20 protein-coding genes are annotated in these 17,068 nt (G+C 59.7%); 9 read left to right on the top strand and 11 right to left on the bottom strand.

Translation table 11 applies throughout. The features are described from left to right. Window positions 1–112: 112 nt before the first annotated feature. From VK574_RS12230 to VK574_RS12250, 5 genes are all read right to left on the bottom strand, one after another. Complete coding sequence (locus VK574_RS12230) at window positions 113–940, bottom strand: hypothetical protein (protein ID WP_472800141.1); 828 nt, start codon at window positions 938–940, stop codon at window positions 113–115. A gap of 658 nt (window positions 941–1,598) precedes the next feature. Then, the gene (locus tag VK574_RS12235) at window positions 1,599–1,880 is read right to left on the bottom strand and encodes a transposase (protein ID WP_472800142.1); all 282 of its coding nucleotides are present in this window, start codon (window positions 1,878–1,880) and stop codon (window positions 1,599–1,601) included. A 21-nt stretch (window positions 1,881–1,901) separates the two neighbouring features. Further along, window positions 1,902–2,117, bottom strand: a complete 216-nt coding sequence (locus VK574_RS12240) for a transposase (protein ID WP_472800143.1) — start codon at window positions 2,115–2,117, stop codon at window positions 1,902–1,904. 162 nt (window positions 2,118–2,279) lie between these two features. Beyond that, window positions 2,280–2,675, bottom strand: coding sequence for a hypothetical protein (locus tag VK574_RS12245; protein ID WP_472800144.1), 396 nt, complete (start codon window positions 2,673–2,675; stop codon window positions 2,280–2,282). Window positions 2,676–3,611: 936 nt separating this feature from the next. Further along, entirely contained in the window at window positions 3,612–4,040 is a 429-nt protein-coding gene (locus VK574_RS12250; RefSeq protein ID WP_472800145.1) for a peptidase inhibitor family I36 protein, read from the bottom strand. A gap of 257 nt (window positions 4,041–4,297) precedes the next feature. Between VK574_RS12250 and VK574_RS12255 the strand changes: the two genes are divergently transcribed. The 5 genes from VK574_RS12255 (at window position 4,298) to VK574_RS12275 (ending at window position 8,241) form a co-directional block, all read left to right on the top strand. After that, window positions 4,298–5,110, top strand: a complete 813-nt coding sequence (locus tag VK574_RS12255; RefSeq protein ID WP_472800146.1) for a GlcG/HbpS family heme-binding protein — start codon at window positions 4,298–4,300, stop codon at window positions 5,108–5,110. A 524-nt stretch (window positions 5,111–5,634) separates the two neighbouring features. Next, the gene (locus VK574_RS12260; protein WP_472800147.1) at window positions 5,635–6,051 is read left to right on the top strand and encodes a hypothetical protein; all 417 of its coding nucleotides are present in this window, start codon (window positions 5,635–5,637) and stop codon (window positions 6,049–6,051) included. A gap of 120 nt (window positions 6,052–6,171) precedes the next feature. Continuing rightward, window positions 6,172–6,789 (top strand): DUF4126 domain-containing protein, encoded by a 618-nt coding sequence (locus tag VK574_RS12265; RefSeq protein WP_472800148.1) that lies wholly within the window; start codon window positions 6,172–6,174, stop codon window positions 6,787–6,789. Between the two features lie 236 nt (window positions 6,790–7,025). Further along, window positions 7,026–7,475 carry a hypothetical protein gene (locus VK574_RS12270; protein WP_472800149.1) on the top strand — a complete coding sequence of 150 codons (450 nt, stop codon included), beginning with the start codon at window positions 7,026–7,028 and terminating at the stop codon, window positions 7,473–7,475. Window positions 7,476–7,587: 112 nt separating this feature from the next. Next, window positions 7,588–8,241 (top strand): RNA polymerase sigma factor, encoded by a 654-nt coding sequence (locus VK574_RS12275; RefSeq protein ID WP_472800150.1) that lies wholly within the window; start codon window positions 7,588–7,590, stop codon window positions 8,239–8,241. A gap of 68 nt (window positions 8,242–8,309) precedes the next feature. Here VK574_RS12275 and VK574_RS12280 read toward each other — a convergent pair whose 3' ends face one another. Next, on the bottom strand, window positions 8,310–9,182 hold the full coding sequence (locus VK574_RS12280; protein WP_472800151.1) for a DoxX family protein: 873 nt from the start codon (window positions 9,180–9,182) through the stop codon (window positions 8,310–8,312). A 159-nt stretch (window positions 9,183–9,341) separates the two neighbouring features. Here VK574_RS12280 and VK574_RS12285 point away from each other — a divergent pair, with 159 nt between their 5' ends. Then, a complete protein-coding gene (locus VK574_RS12285) occupies window positions 9,342–9,875 on the top strand; it encodes a DinB family protein (protein WP_472800152.1) in 534 nt (177 codons plus the stop codon). A 13-nt stretch (window positions 9,876–9,888) separates the two neighbouring features. Here the strand turns inward: VK574_RS12285 and VK574_RS12290 are convergent, their stop codons facing one another. Beyond that, entirely contained in the window at window positions 9,889–10,458 is a 570-nt protein-coding gene (locus VK574_RS12290; RefSeq protein ID WP_472800153.1) for a hypothetical protein, read from the bottom strand. 351 nt (window positions 10,459–10,809) lie between these two features. On the opposite strand from VK574_RS12290, the gene VK574_RS12295 reads away from it, so the two are divergent. Together VK574_RS12295 and VK574_RS12300 are read left to right on the top strand one after the other, a co-directional pair. Beyond that, entirely contained in the window at window positions 10,810–11,862 is a 1,053-nt protein-coding gene (locus VK574_RS12295) for a PLP-dependent cysteine synthase family protein (RefSeq protein ID WP_472800154.1), read from the top strand. Between the two features lie 46 nt (window positions 11,863–11,908). Continuing rightward, on the top strand, window positions 11,909–12,634 hold the full coding sequence (locus VK574_RS12300) for a YfbM family protein (protein ID WP_472800155.1): 726 nt from the start codon (window positions 11,909–11,911) through the stop codon (window positions 12,632–12,634). A gap of 17 nt (window positions 12,635–12,651) precedes the next feature. On the opposite strand, the gene VK574_RS12305 is transcribed toward VK574_RS12300, so the two are convergent. Further along, window positions 12,652–13,203: a hypothetical protein gene (locus VK574_RS12305; RefSeq protein ID WP_472800156.1), complete on the bottom strand. Its 552-nt coding sequence runs from the start codon at window positions 13,201–13,203 to the stop codon at window positions 12,652–12,654. 104 nt (window positions 13,204–13,307) lie between these two features. Between VK574_RS12305 and VK574_RS12310 the strand changes: the two genes are divergently transcribed. Further along, a complete protein-coding gene (locus tag VK574_RS12310; RefSeq protein WP_472800157.1) occupies window positions 13,308–13,769 on the top strand; it encodes a MarR family winged helix-turn-helix transcriptional regulator in 462 nt (153 codons plus the stop codon). Between the two features lie 73 nt (window positions 13,770–13,842). Here the strand turns inward: VK574_RS12310 and VK574_RS12315 are convergent, their stop codons facing one another. The 3 genes from VK574_RS12315 to VK574_RS12325 form a co-directional block, all read right to left on the bottom strand. Further along, the gene (locus VK574_RS12315; protein WP_472800158.1) at window positions 13,843–15,147 is read right to left on the bottom strand and encodes a PDZ domain-containing protein; all 1,305 of its coding nucleotides are present in this window, start codon (window positions 15,145–15,147) and stop codon (window positions 13,843–13,845) included. A 77-nt stretch (window positions 15,148–15,224) separates the two neighbouring features. After that, window positions 15,225–16,208: an anti-sigma factor family protein gene (locus VK574_RS12320; protein ID WP_472800159.1), complete on the bottom strand. Its 984-nt coding sequence runs from the start codon at window positions 16,206–16,208 to the stop codon at window positions 15,225–15,227. 73 nt (window positions 16,209–16,281) lie between these two features. Beyond that, window positions 16,282–16,911, bottom strand: a complete 630-nt coding sequence (locus tag VK574_RS12325) for an RNA polymerase sigma factor (RefSeq protein ID WP_472800160.1) — start codon at window positions 16,909–16,911, stop codon at window positions 16,282–16,284. Between the last annotated feature and the right edge of the window lie 157 nt (window positions 16,912–17,068).

Below are 17,068 nucleotides of genomic sequence, written 5' to 3' on the forward strand. Positions count from 1 at the left end.
TCTCGGGATTGTGGCGGGTGGCCCAGGTCCCGGACTCCAAACCCACGCACTAGCGATGGGTGCCCCAGGTGCCGTTTTGGGCACCTGGGAAAGCACGAGCCTCAATTCATCTCTACGGTTGGCCGTAGATTTCGGTCGCGGCTTTGGCCCAGCCCGCGTCCACGTAGCTCTCCTTCGCATTCACGACGAAGAGGTTGGTCTGCACTGACTCGATGCAGGAGGCGGCCAGTTCGCCCGCGTGCTTCATATTGGCCTCGCCCTGTGCCGCGAAGAATGCCTTGCCGTCTGCCAATCCTTTATCCGCTTCGCCGAGCGTGCGCATGGGATTGATGATGACCCAGAGGCCGCCGTTGTTCTCGCCCCATTTGCTCTCGAACATGGCCCAGTGAGCGTCCGGGAATTTGCTGAAGCCGTCCACGTACATTTTCACCAGCTCGTTCCATTCCGCATCGTGGCCGGACTTGATGTGGAACGAGGTGAACTCCCAGTAACGCTGGTGGGGAACGTCGACGGACGCGTGCAGGCTCATCTCGGGGTGGTAAATAAACGCCTGGCTGTCGTAGCGGGTCAGCAGTTCACCATCTGCGAGGTTGGCTGCGTCCATGGCTGCTGCGAACTTGGCATTGGCGTTCTGCGCTTCCTGGTCCTTGCCGAAGGCCTCGAGGGAATCGTAGCCAAACATGAAAAGGGCGCGCGATGGGCCGGAAAGCGAGTCCATGGCGATGTAGTGGGTGGGCCACTTGGCATCGTTGGAGGCCTTGATGAAGTTGCCTTCCGACTTGATGTGGATCGCGCCCGATTTGCCTGGCTTGAGGTACTCGCGTTGGATGACCAGGACATTGGGCGGCGCTCCTGGGCCAGAATCCTGCGCGATGGCGAGGGCGGCGGATGCGACGAAGAAACTCGAGAGTGCAAGGGAAAAGATGGTGCGGTCTTTCATGGTGCAAGCCCTCCTGAGGCTAATGAGCGGGCGAACAAAAGCAGTGCCGGCCTGGGGAAAGAGCAGCGCAGAACAAGGCGGACGCTGGTGCGCGGTTATAGGTTGGAGAGTGAGAACGATCCAGGTTATCGAACCCGGCCGTGCATTCCGAGGGGGAGTGGACCCGGCGTCACACGGGAGGGCGAGAAAACACTCGCGACTGAAAATGGTACTCCTGGAGACGTGGCGCCATCGTCGGCGCGGCAGAGGTCAATTGTCAATCGAAATACAAGTTCAATAAACCGGGTACCGGGTGGCCCACCCAAGTCGGTGGTATCCCATCCTTGCGGAGCAAGAGTTGGAAATCAGGAACCTTCGCCCGGGTCGCACGTTGCTATCCTCTCCTCACCAAAAGGACGCAGCGCAGGCGGGTGGCCCAGGTCTCGCTTTCGAGGCCTGGGAGATTGTGAGGCGGGTCGCCCAGGTCTCAATCACCAAAAATCTGGGTGCCCCATCCTTGACCCTCTTTTGGTCAAGGGTGGGATAGCACGACCCTTCTCTCATTTATGAGTCAGACTGTCTGTGAATCGATAGAATCCGTGAGCGATCAGCATGCGATCCCACCCTTCGCAAAGTGCGCGAAGGATGGGGCACCCAGATTCGTGGCGAATCAGAAGATTCACACGTGCGCGGTTGTGCTCAATCGCAGCTCCCGGCTTCTCGCCGTCCACTCCGACTCAATCTCCACCGTCCCCACCAACCCGGTCGCGTAATGCCGAAAACTCGACCAAATCCAATCTTCTGGCTTCGAAACCAGCCCCCTCTTCACGGGATTCCGGTGCATGTAGCGCAGTTTCTCCGTTGTCTTCTCGGGATTGTGCACGTTGAAGTCGTAGTAGCGCCGCTGCCAGAACTGCCTCTCGCCCGGCTGCTTCAGCAATCGCGAAGTGCGCTGCTTCAAAACCTGTATTGCCGTTGCGAGTTAGCTGACTTTCGGTTCGCTCACGAGAAGATCAACGTGCTCCGGCATCAGCACATACCCGGCCACAACGAATTCATAGTGCAATCGTGTCTTTTCCAGTTGCGCTTCGAATACTGAATATCCTCGCCGCGCGAGAAGCGGGAGGCGATGGAAACAGCTGAACGTGACGAAGTGAAAACAACCGGCCTTCTGAATTCGAACGAGGCGTGTTGGCATGGACGAATCAGTTTAGTTCCGGAGCGGAAATCCTGCTATCCCACCCTTGCTCCGCAAGGATGGGGCACCCGGCTATGATCTCCTCACCAAAAGGACGCAGCGCGGCCAGCAACCACAAAAAAACGAGCAGGGCCGCGCTCGTACGCGACCCTGCCGAGACACCTACTTCTTAAGTGGACGCTTGCTGTGGTCGTGGCCGTGGGATGCTGCGATTTCGTGAGTCGGCGCACCCTTTTCCTGGCGCACCGCATAGAAGCACCCCGTGCCGGGACTTGATCCGGCTACAGGGTAGCCCATGATCCCGTCCAACGCATTACGCGTCACGTTGGCCGTGTAAACCAGGTCCTCCGCAACGATAGGAGGTTCACCCTTGTCTGCTTTGAAATTCCATGCGACTAAACCCTCAACCTGAATCCAGCGGCCCCCGCCGAACTCGTAAGTCCAGCTCCCATCGGCGTGGAAGGTCCACACTGTTGACGCATTGCTTACCGGAGGACCAGAACAGCCCCAGGCGACAAATCCGGTCCAGGTTCCGACGATGCTAGTTGCAGTTGACATAAGCACTCTCGCTTTCTACACAGATTTCAATCCCTCTCGAATTTGAGTGCACTCATGCTTATAGTGAAATCCAGGCGATCGCCGTTTCACATACAATCCTCCCGAAGCCCGTCATCCTCTCCCTGAACGAAAGACACTGCAGGTGCGCGGGTGGTGGCCCACCCAGGCATTTCAAACCAACCCCACCCACAAATCTGGGTGCCCCATCCTTGACCCTCTTTTGGTCAAGAGTGGGAAAGCACGACCTCTCGCAGTTCGCGCCTCCGCGCCGTCCAGCCCCAGCAATCCCCCGAAACCCAGCGGTGTCATTCTGAACGAACGGGGCCCCGAAGAGCGTCAGCTCTTATGGGGTAGGTTCGGGGGTGGGGAGTGAAGAATCTGCTTTTCAAAACCTCGGCCCCGAAGATGGACGGGGCTAACTCCGCCAGCACCGCTAACCTGTCAACCCCCTCCCAGCCAAAATCTCCGCCAACTCCCTCATTCCATTCGCAAAAAACTTCCCGCCATTTTGCAGGGAATTATCCCTTCTCGGCGCACAATGGAATCGTGATTGAAAACCACCAGCTCCGCGAACGTGCGCCACGCGCACGCTAACCCCGCGAACGCCGCATGGCGCCGCTAAGTCCAATCCGCAGAAACCTCTACAGCGAACCTCAATCCACGCAGACCTATAGCGCCACCCCCTCTCGGTAACCCGATGAATCCAGGAGACCTACCTGGAGAGAGGGGATAATAGGGGGTGGTCAGGAGTCATGTCCATGTTCAACGGATGCCGGCATATTCTCACCAGCGGACACAAGTGCAAGTCCCCTGAGCGGGTGGCCCGCCCAGGGTTTTCAACCTAACCAGACCAGGAATGCGGGCGCCCCATCCCTGAAGCGCATTCTGCTTCAAGGGTGGATGGTTCGATTCCTCGGAGTTCCCGCCACTTCCAACTCAGTTCCGGCGGTCGCGGTCCTGATCGCCGTGGCCGCGGTCCCAGTCGTCGTGGGCGCGCACCACGGCAAGCGCCGAGATACGGTCGTTCCACGTCCGCGACGGGTCTCTTTGCAGCCTGAAGTTCTTCAGGTTGTCCACATCCCGTTCCACGCGCATCCTGTCGCCGGCAAAATTCGCGTCGGCGAACATCCGCACTACCGCGCCACTAAACACGCGAATCGAAGAGATCCTGTCATTGAAGCCCGGCGGCATCGTTGGCCACCGCTCCCCCACCTTCAGGCAGAAGTAGTCGCCGACGAAACCCGCCTCCCGATAGAAGCAAGCACCCATTTTTGGCGGATGGGGTCTGCCCCATTGCTGCGCGATCGCAGGCAGGGTTGTGAAGCACAGCAGAGCAAGAGTGATAAGCGAGAGTTTCGAACGCATGTCGTCTCCAGTAAGCAGAAATTTCAGACCCCGGAAGCTTGTCCCACAATCCTTCCCCCGGGACAGCCACGAATTCTACCACCTGGATGACCTTCCCTCCGGAAAAGCATTTTCGCCCACCTTCCTCATATTCCAGATTTGCGACACCCGCTTTGCCGTGCTAGGTTGGGGGAACTTTCGGAAGGCTGCCCGGCAACGCTCGGCAGCGCACGCTTCCGAAGCGCAAGGAGGCACGATCCCCCATGACTCGAAGCACCATGACTCGACGGACCCAACGGACCAGACCAATCATCGTATCGCTAGCCATGTTCGCACTCGGCGCGACCCTTCCCGCTTTCGCGCAAGCCGGTCACAGCAACGCGGCCGGCGCGGCTGCCGCGTGCAAGCTTCTCCCCACATACAGCCAACTGAAAGCTGCCCTCGCTGCGGCGCGCGCCGAGGCCAACGGCGGCTTCAACCTGGATATGTGGGGCACCGTCGTCAATCGCGATGGAGTGGTCTGCGCTGTCGCTTTCACCGGCGCCGATCGCGGCAGCCAGTGGCCGGGCAGCCGCGCCATTTCCGCACAGAAGGCGAATACTGCAAATGCCTTTAGCCTGCCGAAACTGTCGCTTTCGACCGCCGACCTCTTCAGCGCCGTTCAGCCGGGAGGCTCGCTCTTCGGACTGCAGGCCAGCAACCCCGTTGACGTTTCGGTTGCCTACCGCGGCGACGCTGAAGACTACGGCACCGCGAAAGACCCGATGGTCGGCGGACGCATCGGCGGAGTGAATGTCTTTGGCGGCGGCCTCGCGCTCTACAACGCGCAGGGTGTGCTCGTGGGATCGATCGGCGTCAGCGGCGACTCCTCGTGCGCAGACCACAACATTGCCTGGCGCACGCGCAACACCCTCAAGCTCGACCATGTTCCCGGAGGCGTCGGCCCCGACAAAACCCGGCCCGACAACATTGTCTACGACATCACCGCCGCGCCCGGATTGGCCCTCGGCGTCAGCGCATCCGGCTGGGGCCATCCCGCCTGCAGCCCCACCGCGACCACCATCGCCGGACAATTGCCGCCGGTCCAGTAAGGAAAGTGCAGTAAGAAAATCGGAAGACGGCGGGCCCACCCATCCCTGGTTCCCTCATTCCCCGTTTCCCTCGCCGCTGGCGTGGCAGAGACTCTGTCGATGGAAGTCCCCGCCTCGCCCGCGACGCCCAGCCCGGCCGCTCCACTCAGCAGCCAGGACGCGAATACCCGGTCAGTTGTCGCCACGCGGCGCCCGCTCCTCATCCGCGCTTATGCGAAACGCGCCCAGGCGATGAGTTCGAGTCGAGCGGGACCGCCAGAGCTTGTCTGTTCCGGTTTCGCAATGGATGGTGACGTTCGACCCCCAAACGTTTCAAACAATCTGCAAAAAAGTTACGAGATCTGCCGAAGAATCACCGATCCGCCGGGTGGTCCACGCTTTTCGAAAACGACCCCGGGGCTGAGAAGGTGTGCCCATCCTTCAAGCGCATGTGTGGTCTCTATAGCTCAGACGGCGATCTTCGAACCCGCTACGGTCAGTTTGTGGAGATACCGTTTGGCATCCCTGCAAGCTTAAGGAGAACTATGAAGGATTTGAAGTTTGTTGTGCTATCGGCTATTGCTGGATGCTGCATGTTGGCAGCCGCCCCCAAAGCAATGGCTCAAATTGCGGTTGAGATCGGCACGGCTCCCGAGTGTCCCTACGGTTACTATGACTCCGCACCCTATGCCTGTGCCCCCTACGGCTACTACGGCACGGAATGGTTCAACGGCGGCGTGTTCGTTGGCGCAGGTCCGTGGTTCCATGGCTCTGAAGATTTCCGCGGCCACGTCGATAATCGTTTCCATCCCGACAACGGCTATGTCGGCAAGATGCCCGAACGCGGCGAGAAGGCCGAGCCCAACAATCATCTCGACAAGAACGAAAACTTCAAGGGCAACGAAACGCGCGATGGCCGCGGTCATAAAGATGCCGACCGCAAACCTGAAGAAAAGCACTAGCCTGCTTTTCGCGTCCGTGCAGACTCCCGATGGCGCTATCTTCGGGAGTCTGCGCGGACAAGTGTTTGACGCGCAAAAGTCAGGACGCTGATTTGAGTGGGCCGGCCCTATACTGGCGGGATGAAACTCCCACTCCTCGGCACACTTCCCGGCCAGGAACTTGTCGCGCTGATTGTGGCAGTTTCGTTCGCCGCCGGGCTCAACGTCTATGCCACTGTGGCAACCCTCGGCCTGCTCGCACATGCTGGTGCGCTCGCGCTGCCTGACTCGTTGCATCTGCTGGAAAGCTGGTGGGTCATCGGCGTCAGCATGGCGCTTTTTGCCGTCGAGTTCTTCGCCGACAAGGTGCCCGCCTTCGACCTCATCTGGAATGCGCTGCACACTTTCATCCGGGTCCCGGTTGCCGCCCTGCTGGCTTGGCGCGCAACAGCGACGCTCTCTCCCGGCGAGCAGCTTGCCGCCACGCTGCTCGGCGGCCTCATCGCCCTTGCCGCTCACGGCGGCAAGACCGCAGCCCGCGCCGCCGTCACCCCCTCGCCCGAGCCCTTCTCGAACATCGGCCTCAGCCTCGGCGAAGATGTGCTGGCGATCTCGCTGACATGGCTGTCGACCCTGCATCCCTACATCGGAGGCGGCATAGCCCTGGCCTTTGTCGTAGCCGTCATCCTGCTGATCCGCTGGGTTTGGCAGGCTTTGCGGGCTCTCTTCCGCGGAGCGGAACATGCCGTCGCAGGTTGATCGCGTTTCTTTGAGAATCGCCGCCTCGAAAACTTTTTCCCGTTTGTGACTCACCATTGTCACTAACTTATGACCCAGGTAAAACTTAGCTGGTTTCTCAGATTGGCGCCAACTCCGCCGATGCCTGGCGAACTTCGACGATTACTCCCCGGATGAGAATTTTGCAGCGAAATGAAATCGGCCCGAGTCTATACTGGTAGAACCTTTGCTGCACCGTTCGAGGAGCCAAGGACATCGTGCACGACGAACTTCCTATCGCGGCCGGGCCTGAGGCGCAGGATCAGCGTCAGAAGCTGATGGTTGCGCGTGAGTCGAAAATGGATGCCGCCGTAAGGCAGTTTTTCCGGCCTTACGTTCTTGCGTTTCTCGCGTTGGCTATCGCGGTCGGCGGCAACGGATACGGCTACAAGCTCGCACAATACTTCCACCACCCCGAGGTTTCAAAGGCCTCGGCCACCCGCATGTGGGTGGACCATCGTGACGATTCCTCCATCACGGTCTCGCACCAGCAAACGCGGCCCCAGCGGATTTCCTCTTTTGAGCTGTTCCTCGTTTTCGCTCCTCAGATTCCGCGCCTCACGCGCGACCACGCTCTCACCACGCCGGCCCCGGCGCGCGCAGCGTTCGTCATCTCTTCGCATATCCCCTTCCGGGCTCCTCCTCAAATCCAATCTTCCATGGCGTAGTCGGCAGTACCGGCCCGTGTTCTAGCCAACCCATCAGGCCGCATGTATTGCCTTTGGCTTTTCATTCCAACTGAATGAACTCGAAATGCCTACCCGATAGGAGCGGGTGCATATGCCAATTGCCTTGAGTGCAATGGAAGTGGAAACGGACGCGCCGATGAGCGAATGCCCGGTGGGCGAAGGCAGGATCCGGGAGTTTCTCGAAGCGGCCGAGCGGCGCCGCCCGCAGCTGTTGCGGATGGCCCGGCGCTTGACCAATAGCAACGAAGACGCCGAAGACATTCTTCAGGAAGCGTTCATGAAAGCCTACAAAGCTCTCGCGAAGTTCCGCGGCGAATCGCAGATGTCGAGCTGGCTCGGCGCGATTGTACAAAACACGGCGCATGAACATCTGCGCAGCCGCCGCAACCGCGTTTTCGTCTCGATTGAGTACCTCAACCGGGAGGACAACGAAGTCGTGGAGCTTGACCTGCCTGACCCCGGCAAGAATCCCGAGGAGACGTGGCAGAGCAGGGAGATAGAGACCATCCTGCGCGAAGAAGTGAAGAAGCTGGGACTCGTTTGTCGTCGCGCCATCGAAATGTGCGTGCTCGAAGAGCATCCCCAGTTGGCGGCAGCCAGCGCGCTCAACCTGAGCGTGGCCACCATGAAGTCGCGGGTCTTTCGCGGCAAGCGCCTTCTGGGACGCGCAGTTTCACGGCGGCTGGGTGCGCAGCATGGAGCTCTCGCGATGGCAGCCGATCGCCGGGTAAGTTGCGAGATGTAGGCGGATCACTCGGCCCGCCACCGAAGCTGGTCACCCTGAACTTCTTTTGAGCGCCGTGAGAACGGCGCTCATTTTTCTACGGCGGCCACGGGCTTCGGTGAAACATTCTGCGCGACCGCCCACGCAGCGGCGGCAATGATCCACGAAATGAAGAAGGCCGTAAAAGGCAGCCGCCTATCGGATTGGCCGAAGACAGCCTGAAGATTCTGCGCAGACATCACGCAGGCCGGCAGCCAGAGGAGAAGCGTGTAGATGGAAATCTGCGCGGCTTCAGCCCATGCAGCCACACGCGGCAACACGTTGAAGAGCACGCCAAGCCCGCTCGCGATCTGTCCCGCGCCGGTGAGCCGCGCCCATCCCGCGCCATACGGCAGCCATGCCGGAACAAAGTGCGCCGTGGCCTGCAGGTACACAAAATGCGAAAGCCCAATTGGCGGCAGCGACGCAGCGAAGAGCATACGAGCGGCTCGCAGGCCGCGCTCTCCAGCAGCGAAAGCGAAAAGCGAACCCTGGGGCAGATCGGCAAGCTGGGCAAACAGCGTCCAGCCGCCGGAAAGAAGAAGCGTAAGTTCGCCGAGGCCGAGCCAGACTCCTTCCACTTGCGGAGCGACCACGATGGCCGGCAGCTTCAGCGAAGCCCAGAGAATGAGCCCTGGAAAGAGAATCCGCACGGCCCATGCGCGCGTGCGGCGGAAGAGCATGCCGCAGCCGACGCCCAATTCGAGCAATCCGGCAAGGTACGCCAGCGCGGTGCGGCCGGGCATCCATGCAGCCACCGGCTGCCACACCATTGCGAAGTCGCCGACCACCAGCGCAATCACTCCCAGGCCGATCAAGCCGATGGCAAACAGGATCAGAGCCGGTTGCTGGCTCTGCCCGATGTCCTTGGCTGCGACAGACGGAGTAGCGAATTTGAGAGCGGGCTGCGAGCTCGTCATCATGAGAATTGGAAGCTAGCCGATTCCTGCTGTCATTCCAACCCGGATGTGACGCGCCTGCGCGGCGAAGTTCCGAACCGGTCTGCAGCAGCGACTTGCCGGATGCCCTTGCATGGCCGCAGAGTTATACTCCGAGCACTGCATCTCCCGCGAGGTTGTTCGATGAAAAAGCTTGCTCTCGTTTTGCTCCTGTCTGTTCCGCTCTTCGCCCAGACCAATGACAAGAAGCCGCCCACCACATTACGCGGTGTGCTGCTGGAGCAGCTGCGCACCACCCACGATCAGGAAGACTGGTTTGTTCCTGTGAGCATTGCCGTGGATGGGCTGACTGCGCAACAAGCGATGTGGAGCCCCAGCAAGGGAAACCACTCGGTAGGCCAGCTCGCCTATCACATCTGCTACTGGGATCAGCGCGCGCTCAACGATTTCAAAGGCGTGAAGAATGAGAAATTCGACGGCAACAACAACGAGACCTTCGACAACTTCACGGCCGCGCAGTGGGATGACCTGGTAAAGAAACTCAACCAGGTGCTGGCGGATTGGGACAAGGCGGTGAACGATGCCGACGACGCGAAGCTCGCTGCCAATGCCTCGCTCATCGCGCACGTGGGTGCGCACAATGCCTACCACGTCGGCCAGATTCTCTACGTGCGCAAATTGCAGGGCGTCTGGAATCCAGACAAAGGTGTGAAGTAAATCGACCGAGCTGTCATCGGATCACTACGGTTGCACGTCTTCGTTGTGCCTGCGTCTCGGCTGCGGCAATTTCTGCGCCGTGCCTGACGATCGTCCATATCCACCCGAAGAACGTGAGCACCAGGATTGGATAGGCATAGAACGGAAGAGGGCGCGAAATCGGCGTCAGTGGCGTCCCCCAGAAGATGTGCAGCGAAACCACTCCGAACTCGACCGCGGCAATCAGCCCGGTCAGTCGTGTCAGCAGCACGAATTCTCGTGGCACGCTGATCAGCGCAAGGCCCACGCACCAGAGCGCGGTGCCCGCTGCGAATGCCGGGACACTTGCCTCCAGAGACATGGATGTTCCGGTGAGCATGACAGCCTCTCCGATGGCGTAGACCAGGAACCCGACTGCGACCTCCATTTTGCCGGCGCGGAGATAGCTGAGTGCCAGGGTCACTGTGGCGACGATGACGCCCGCGGCATCAATAGCCCAGCAGACGGCTCGCACATTCGAGGCCGCCACCATTGATCCCGCCATTCCCAGGATTGCACCGGCCACCAGCCCTGCTACAGCCAGCACACGCAGTTCTCTTGTCATGCATTACTCCGTACGTGCACAGGGGTTGCCGCCGCGCGCGACATCACCATCGTGGCTAGTAATGAACTATAGGGGAGGGACAGGGGCCTTCCGCGAGTGTACACAAGCGACTCAGCGGATGGCACTCGTTTTTTTCAGATGCTTCAGGCGAGGCTTGCCAGGCGCAATGCTCTATCCAGCCGCTTCTCAATGCGCACGATGAGTTTGATCGATGCAGGCGCGCCGTGCAGGCGCGATTCCCGAATCTTGCTCTGTCTGGCAGATACGAGAAACGCGTGCACTTATCGCAGGAATCGTTTGCAACCCCGTCGCCTTCCGCCTGTACAATTGCGTGCATTCGGAGGTTCACGAATGAGCAAGTTTGCAAGCATTACCGAAACAGTCGGCAACACGCCGGTGGTCAAGATCAACCGTCTCGCGCCGCCGGATGTAAACCTCTATGTCAAGGTTGAAGCGTTCAACCCACTGGGGTCGGTCAAAGATCGCCTAGCGCTCGGCGTGATTGAAGAAGCGGAGCGCACCGGCAAGCTGAAGCCCGGCCAGACTGTCGTTGAAGCCACCAGCGGCAACACCGGCATCGGCCTCGCCATGGTCTGCGCGGCCAAAGGCTATCCGCTGGTAGTCACCATGGCGGAGTCGTTCAGCATCGAGCGCCGCAAGCTGATGCGTTTTCTCGGCGCGAAGGTGATCGTGACACCTGCCTCCGCGCGCGCTGTCGGCATGGTGAACAAGACCGTGGAACTGGCCGAGAAGCATGGCTGGTACTACACGCGCCAGTTTGAAAATGAAGCCAACGCCGACATGCATTCGCGCACCACGGCGCAGGAGATCCTCAACGATTTCAAAGGTGAACGTCTCGACTACTGGGTCACAGGATTCGGCACCGGCGGCACACTGAAGGGCGTCGCCCGCGTGCTGGCCAAGGAGCGCCCCGAGACAAAGATCGTGGTCTGCGAACCCGACGATGCGCCGCTGCTTTCGAGCGGCATCGAACAGGAACGGAACGCGGACGGCTCGGCGAAATCCGGCCATCCCAGTTGGAAGCCGCATCCCATGCAGGGCTGGAGCCCGGACTTCATCGCCAAGTTGGCCGGCGATGCCGTGGACTCGAAGAGAATCACCCAGATACTGCGTATCGCCAATCCCGATGCACTCAAGTGCAGCAGGGATCTCGCCAAAAAGGAAGGCATTTTCGTCGGCATCACTTCCGGCGGAACATTTGCCGGTGCGCTTCGCGTTGCCGCTGAGGCTCCAAAAGGATCGACGATCCTGTGCATGCTTCCCGACACCGGCGAACGCTATCTCAGCACGCCGCTTTTCGCGGATGTGTCCGTCGACATGACCGAAGAGGAGTGGGAGATCGCGCGTTCAACGCCGGGATGCATCCTCGAGCCGCCGAAGTAGGGCCTTCGCTCATCCTCGTTATGCGGCTGCGGCGGAGGTGACCACAATGTCGATGACGGCAGTGTTCGTTCAGGTGGATGCGGGTGAGCTTCGAAAAATCGAGGCGAACCCGGCGTTGGCCGAAGCGCTGTTTCAAACGGGCCCCGCCATGCCGATGGCTTTCGGCGAGTTGAGCAAGAAAATGGAGGAGCGGGTACGCACTTCCGGACCGCAGTTGCTGGCCGGGGTGCTTGCCGGCTTTGACCCGAGGCTTCGAGAGCAACTCGAAGCACGGCTCGGCGGCACAGCCCAGCAGTTCGCTTCGGGACAGGGCGGCGAAGCACTCCTGAAAGTGATGCAGGAGCGGCGCGAGCGCGCCATGGGCGTGATGCAGACGGCAGGCAAACAACGCCCGAAGCTTTCACTCGAGAAGGAGTGGCATGGCCTGCATTACCTGCTCTGTGGTGAGGTGGAATCCGGCGAATCGATATTGAGCAAGGTAGTGCTGGGCGGCAAGATCCTGGGCGATGACGACGAAGGATTCTCCGGATACGGCCCGGCCCGATTCTTCGAACCTCGCGAAGTTGTCGCCTCGCATGAGGCCTTGAGCCGGCCAGAACTGGAATCCGAAGCGCGCGGACGCTTCGATGCCGCGGAGATGAACAAGCTGCAAATCTATCCTGGTTGGCGAGCGGAAGACGTCGATGAGCTTCTGACCTCATTCCACAATCTGCGGGAATTCTATGCGAGCGCAACAACCGGCGGAAAGGCCATCGTCACCTGCCTGGTGTGATTCGCGCTCCGGACGATTCAGCATTTCCGTCTGAAGCGCCACTTGTCGATATATTTCCACGCGCCATCCATGTTGAGCTCTTCGTTGACGAAGGAAAATCGATCCGTGTTCTCCTTCGTCCATCGAATCCGCCATTCGCAATTCAAGCCAATCATGGTCATCATGCCGGTAAAGACAATCTGATTGTCGCTCCAGCCTTCCGGCGAACGCAGTATGCCGTAAGCGCCGCTCATCAACACGTAGATCCACTGCCGGCTGAAGGGATCGAATGTGATTTGCTGCGTTTCCCTGCCGTCGGGAGCAATCATGCAGATCCAGTTGTTCTTCTCGCAGAGCGCATATCTGCAAGTGCCGACGTCGCTGTAAGCAGGATTGGCGGCGGTCGCCGGCACTTCATTCTCGTAGTTCCACTCGCCGGCGATCCAGCGAAACTCGTCTATTCTGCATGCGCGTAGTTCCGGCAAACCAGCAACCGCCGCAGGATTGAAGACGCCGACTTGTCGGCCCGGATCATTGCGCGAGGGCCCCATCTGCATCACGCCTGAAGAGAACAATTTTTCGATCAGCATGCGCGACCTCCTTCGAAAACTCAAATCCGCCCGAGCCGGGAACAGGCCTGTGACATATTCAGATATAATACACAACTATGGTTGTGCAATCCAGAATTATTGATTTGTCCGCCTTGGACCTGGGCCATCTGGCGCTGTTTCTTGGCCTGCGCGTAAATGAGCTCGTGGTCACACGAATGACGCGGGCAGGATTCACGAATGTCCGCGAGAGCCATGGCTACCTGATCCAGCACCTGATCGAGTCGGAACGCAGCATCACCGAGTTGGCGCGACGAATGGAGGTTTCTCAGCAGGCTGCCTCGAAGTCGGTTGCGGAACTGGTTCGACTTGGGGTGCTTGAGGAGTCGCCTAACAAAGATCGCCGCGCAAAACGCATTCGTCTCTCAGCCAAAGGATGGAAGGCCGTTCATGCGTCGCGTAAAATTCGGGTCGGCATCCATGAAAACCTTTGCCGGACTGTGGGCGAACGAAGCGTCGCGCACGCAAAAAGAACTTTGATTACATGCCTCGATCAGCTCGGCGCAACAAGCCGAATCAAAGGACGGCGTCTCAGACAGCCCAGCTGACCGGACGCGGATAAATGCAGCAAGGGCGCCAACCGGAGGTTCCGGCAGCGCCCTTGGCTTTCAGTCGTCGAGATTATTCAAACTGCGGCGGAAATACCTGCTGGAACTCGCGCATCTGCTTGTTCAGTTCATCCATCTGCTTCTGGTCAAACTTGAAGCTGTCCGCGCCGAAGAACTCCTTGTTGAATTGCTCCATCTGCCGGTGAAGCTCTTCCATCTGTTTCGGGTCGACGCCGAAGTTCTGGCCCTTGAACGCGTCGCGAAATTCCTCGGTTTGTTTGCGGAATTCCTCCGCCTGCTGTGGCGTGATTTCGAAATGCATGCCACCGGACTGGTCCTGCCATTGCTTGAACTGATCCTTGAGCGCCTCGCCCTGGTCGCGCATCGATTGCACTGCGGAATCATCCAGATCGAGGTGCTGCTGCAAGTCAAGCACGACATCGGGATTGGCAAAGGCCATTAACGGGCAATCCCCATCAGCGAAGATCCCGTCGAAGTCCAGTTCGCTCTTCTTCTTCGAATCCACCTGCAGCGTCAGCGTCGTCGGCTTCTTGTCGCGAAGCACCGTGACCTGCACGGCCTTCCCCTGGTTAGTACGCATCGAACGTTCCCAGTCAGAAACGGTCGCGATGTTCTCAGATCCCACCTTGAGAATCACGTCAAAGGCTTTCATGCCCGCGGCAGCTGCCTCGCTCTTGCGCGCCACCTGCTTCACCATCAGGCCGTTTTGAATGCCGAGGTAGTCTGCCATCTGCGCCGTGAGCGGCTCAACCAGCGCGCCAACCTTCAGCGTGCTGTTGCCGACAAACGGCATGTGGAATCCGCCGGGAAGCGGCGCATCTCCGGCGCCTCCGGTCCCCAGAATGCCCAGGCCCTCAACCGGCGTGTTGATATCGCTGCCATCATTCAGCTTGTTCCAGATGTCGGTGTCGAGCTTCTTGCGATCGGCTAGCTGTACGGTAAGCGTCTGCGTTGCGCCGTCGCGGCTGACGACCATCGTCACCTTGCGGCCGGGCGGAATCTCGCGCATCATGCGGCCGAAAGCCTCCGCGCTCTCGACCGGTTGACCATTGACTTCGAGCAGCACGTCATTGACCCGAAGCCCGACCTGCGCTGCCGGTGCATCGTGATCAATGAGCGTAACTACCGCTCCCCGGACATCCTTCAGCTTGAGCTTGCTTGCCGATTCCGAGTCAACGTCGCCGACCAGCACGCCAAGATACCCCGGCACGCTTGAATGCAGCAGCAGACGGTTGGGTTCTTCAACAATTTGCGCTATACGTGTCGCCTGCGCCCGCGTCATCGATGGCGACAGTAGGATTGCGGCTCCCACCAGGGCGACTCCAGCTTGGATGTAAGGCCTCATTAGGCGGTTCATGATACTTTCCTCGTGTTCCTTCATCCAGGTCCGCACTCTTGTATTGACGGCGCGGTTGCCTGAAGGTAAGGGGTACGTTATTGAAACTCCGGGGCCCTGCTTAGAACTTCGCGAGACACCGTGCGGATATGGGGATTATTGTCCGAATTGGCAACGGTAGACAATACGCGTCTTACGCCCGTATCGGCTTCCACCGGCTCCAGTTCGCTGATCGCCGCCGCGCGGATCCGCGGATCGCTGTCGTTCAGCAATGCTTCCAGTACGGCGTCGCGAACACGCATGTCCTCGGCCACGTACGGCTGCAAGCCCTCGAGCGCTTTCTCCCGGACGGCCTCGCTCTTGTCATAGCGCAGCGCCACCATCAGCGCGTCGCGGATGCCCTCACCCTGGCAGGAATGCCCAGCCCGGCATTCGGCCGCCAGCAATCCAACTGAGTCGTCCCGCACGCCTTGCGAAGTTGCATTCTCCGAAGCCAGCATCAGCAACTGGCGGATCGCTGGATCGTCGAGCGAACCCTGGATATGCTGCGGCACCACCTGGTTATACGTCACATCGACTAACTCACTGTTCGGCTGGCGCACAATGCTGGAAATGTTGGCTACCTCCGCCGAAACCGGCGCCGCCAGTCCCCGATCACCTTTGTCGACCGGTGCATTCGCGATGCGTCCTGCGGCGTGCGCTGCACGCGCTTGCGCGTACTCATAGCCGCCCAACGTGCCGGCGCCACCCCCCACAATCAGCAGCAGAACTACCGCAACCGGAGCAGCCTGCAGGTTCGCGAAGTTGTTCAGCACGCGCTGACCAAAGCGCTCGAACCAACGCATAGGCGGAATCGCATCCAGAGACTCTTCCAGGCGGATGCGCGACCGCGTGACAAAATTCGGATCGGGCTCTACGACAGGATAGGCCGTGGCCAGCGTCTTCAGCGCCAGCAGCTGTTGCCGCTCCTGGCTGCAATCCGTGCAGGCAGCAAGGTGCCGGTCCAGCTCGTGTACCTGTTCATCAGGCAGCTCGCCGTACGCTGCCAGAACGATGCGTTCATGGGCAAGTTCGCAATTCATCTCTGTACGTCCTTCTAGCCTCTTGGTTCAGTAACGCAAATCCGGTCTAAAAATACCGTTGCCCGCAAGGGCGTTAGCGCAATCCCGCCAGTTGAGTTCTCAACTTTTTGGTCGCTCTGAAGAGCGTATTCTTGGCGGTTTCTTCCGTGGTATTCAACATCTCTCCAATCGTGCGCAGGCGGAGACCCTGGTAGTGCTTCAGTTCAAAAACCGTCCGCTCGCGCGGGGTAAGCTTGCTGAGCGCAGATTGGATGCGCTCGCCCAGCACCTTGCGATCCAGCTCCTTGCTCGGATTCGAAAATGACCGGTTGTCCGAGACCGAAGCCAGCACGTCGATTTCGTCGCCGGAGTGATCCACCACGACGGCCTGATCCTCGCGCCGCGTCTTGCGGCGGCGAAGCTGATCCAGGCACAGATTGGTCACGATCCGGTAAATCCATGTGTAGAACGAGCACTCGAACCGGAAGTTCCCAATATACCGGAATGCCTTGAGAAAGGCTTCCTGGTAGATGTCTTCCGCATCCTGCTCTGAGCCCGTCAGGTGCAGTGCCAGCCGCAATACCTGTTGCTCATACTGGCGCACCAGGGCGTCAAATGCCGCCCGGGACCCGGACTGCGCTTCGCGGATCAGTTCCATCTCCGGCGCACGGGCCTGCAAACGCTCTGCGGCGCGATCCGGTCCGTCCATTGCTCTGGAAGCCATGCCTGCGGAAGATTGTATCCTCCTTTTGGCAGGCCACGCTAAAGCGCCGGGCAAAGCCGTCGGCGAAGTTGGGTAGCTCACAGCATCCGATGCCATCGAGATTTTCGCTCCGGTGGTGCAGACGTTATCGCACTTGAGTAGACTGCGCCAAAGCCTG

The organism is Occallatibacter sp. (genome assembly GCF_035317045.1).
GTDB lineage: Bacteria > Acidobacteriota > Terriglobia > Terriglobales > Acidobacteriaceae > Telmatobacter.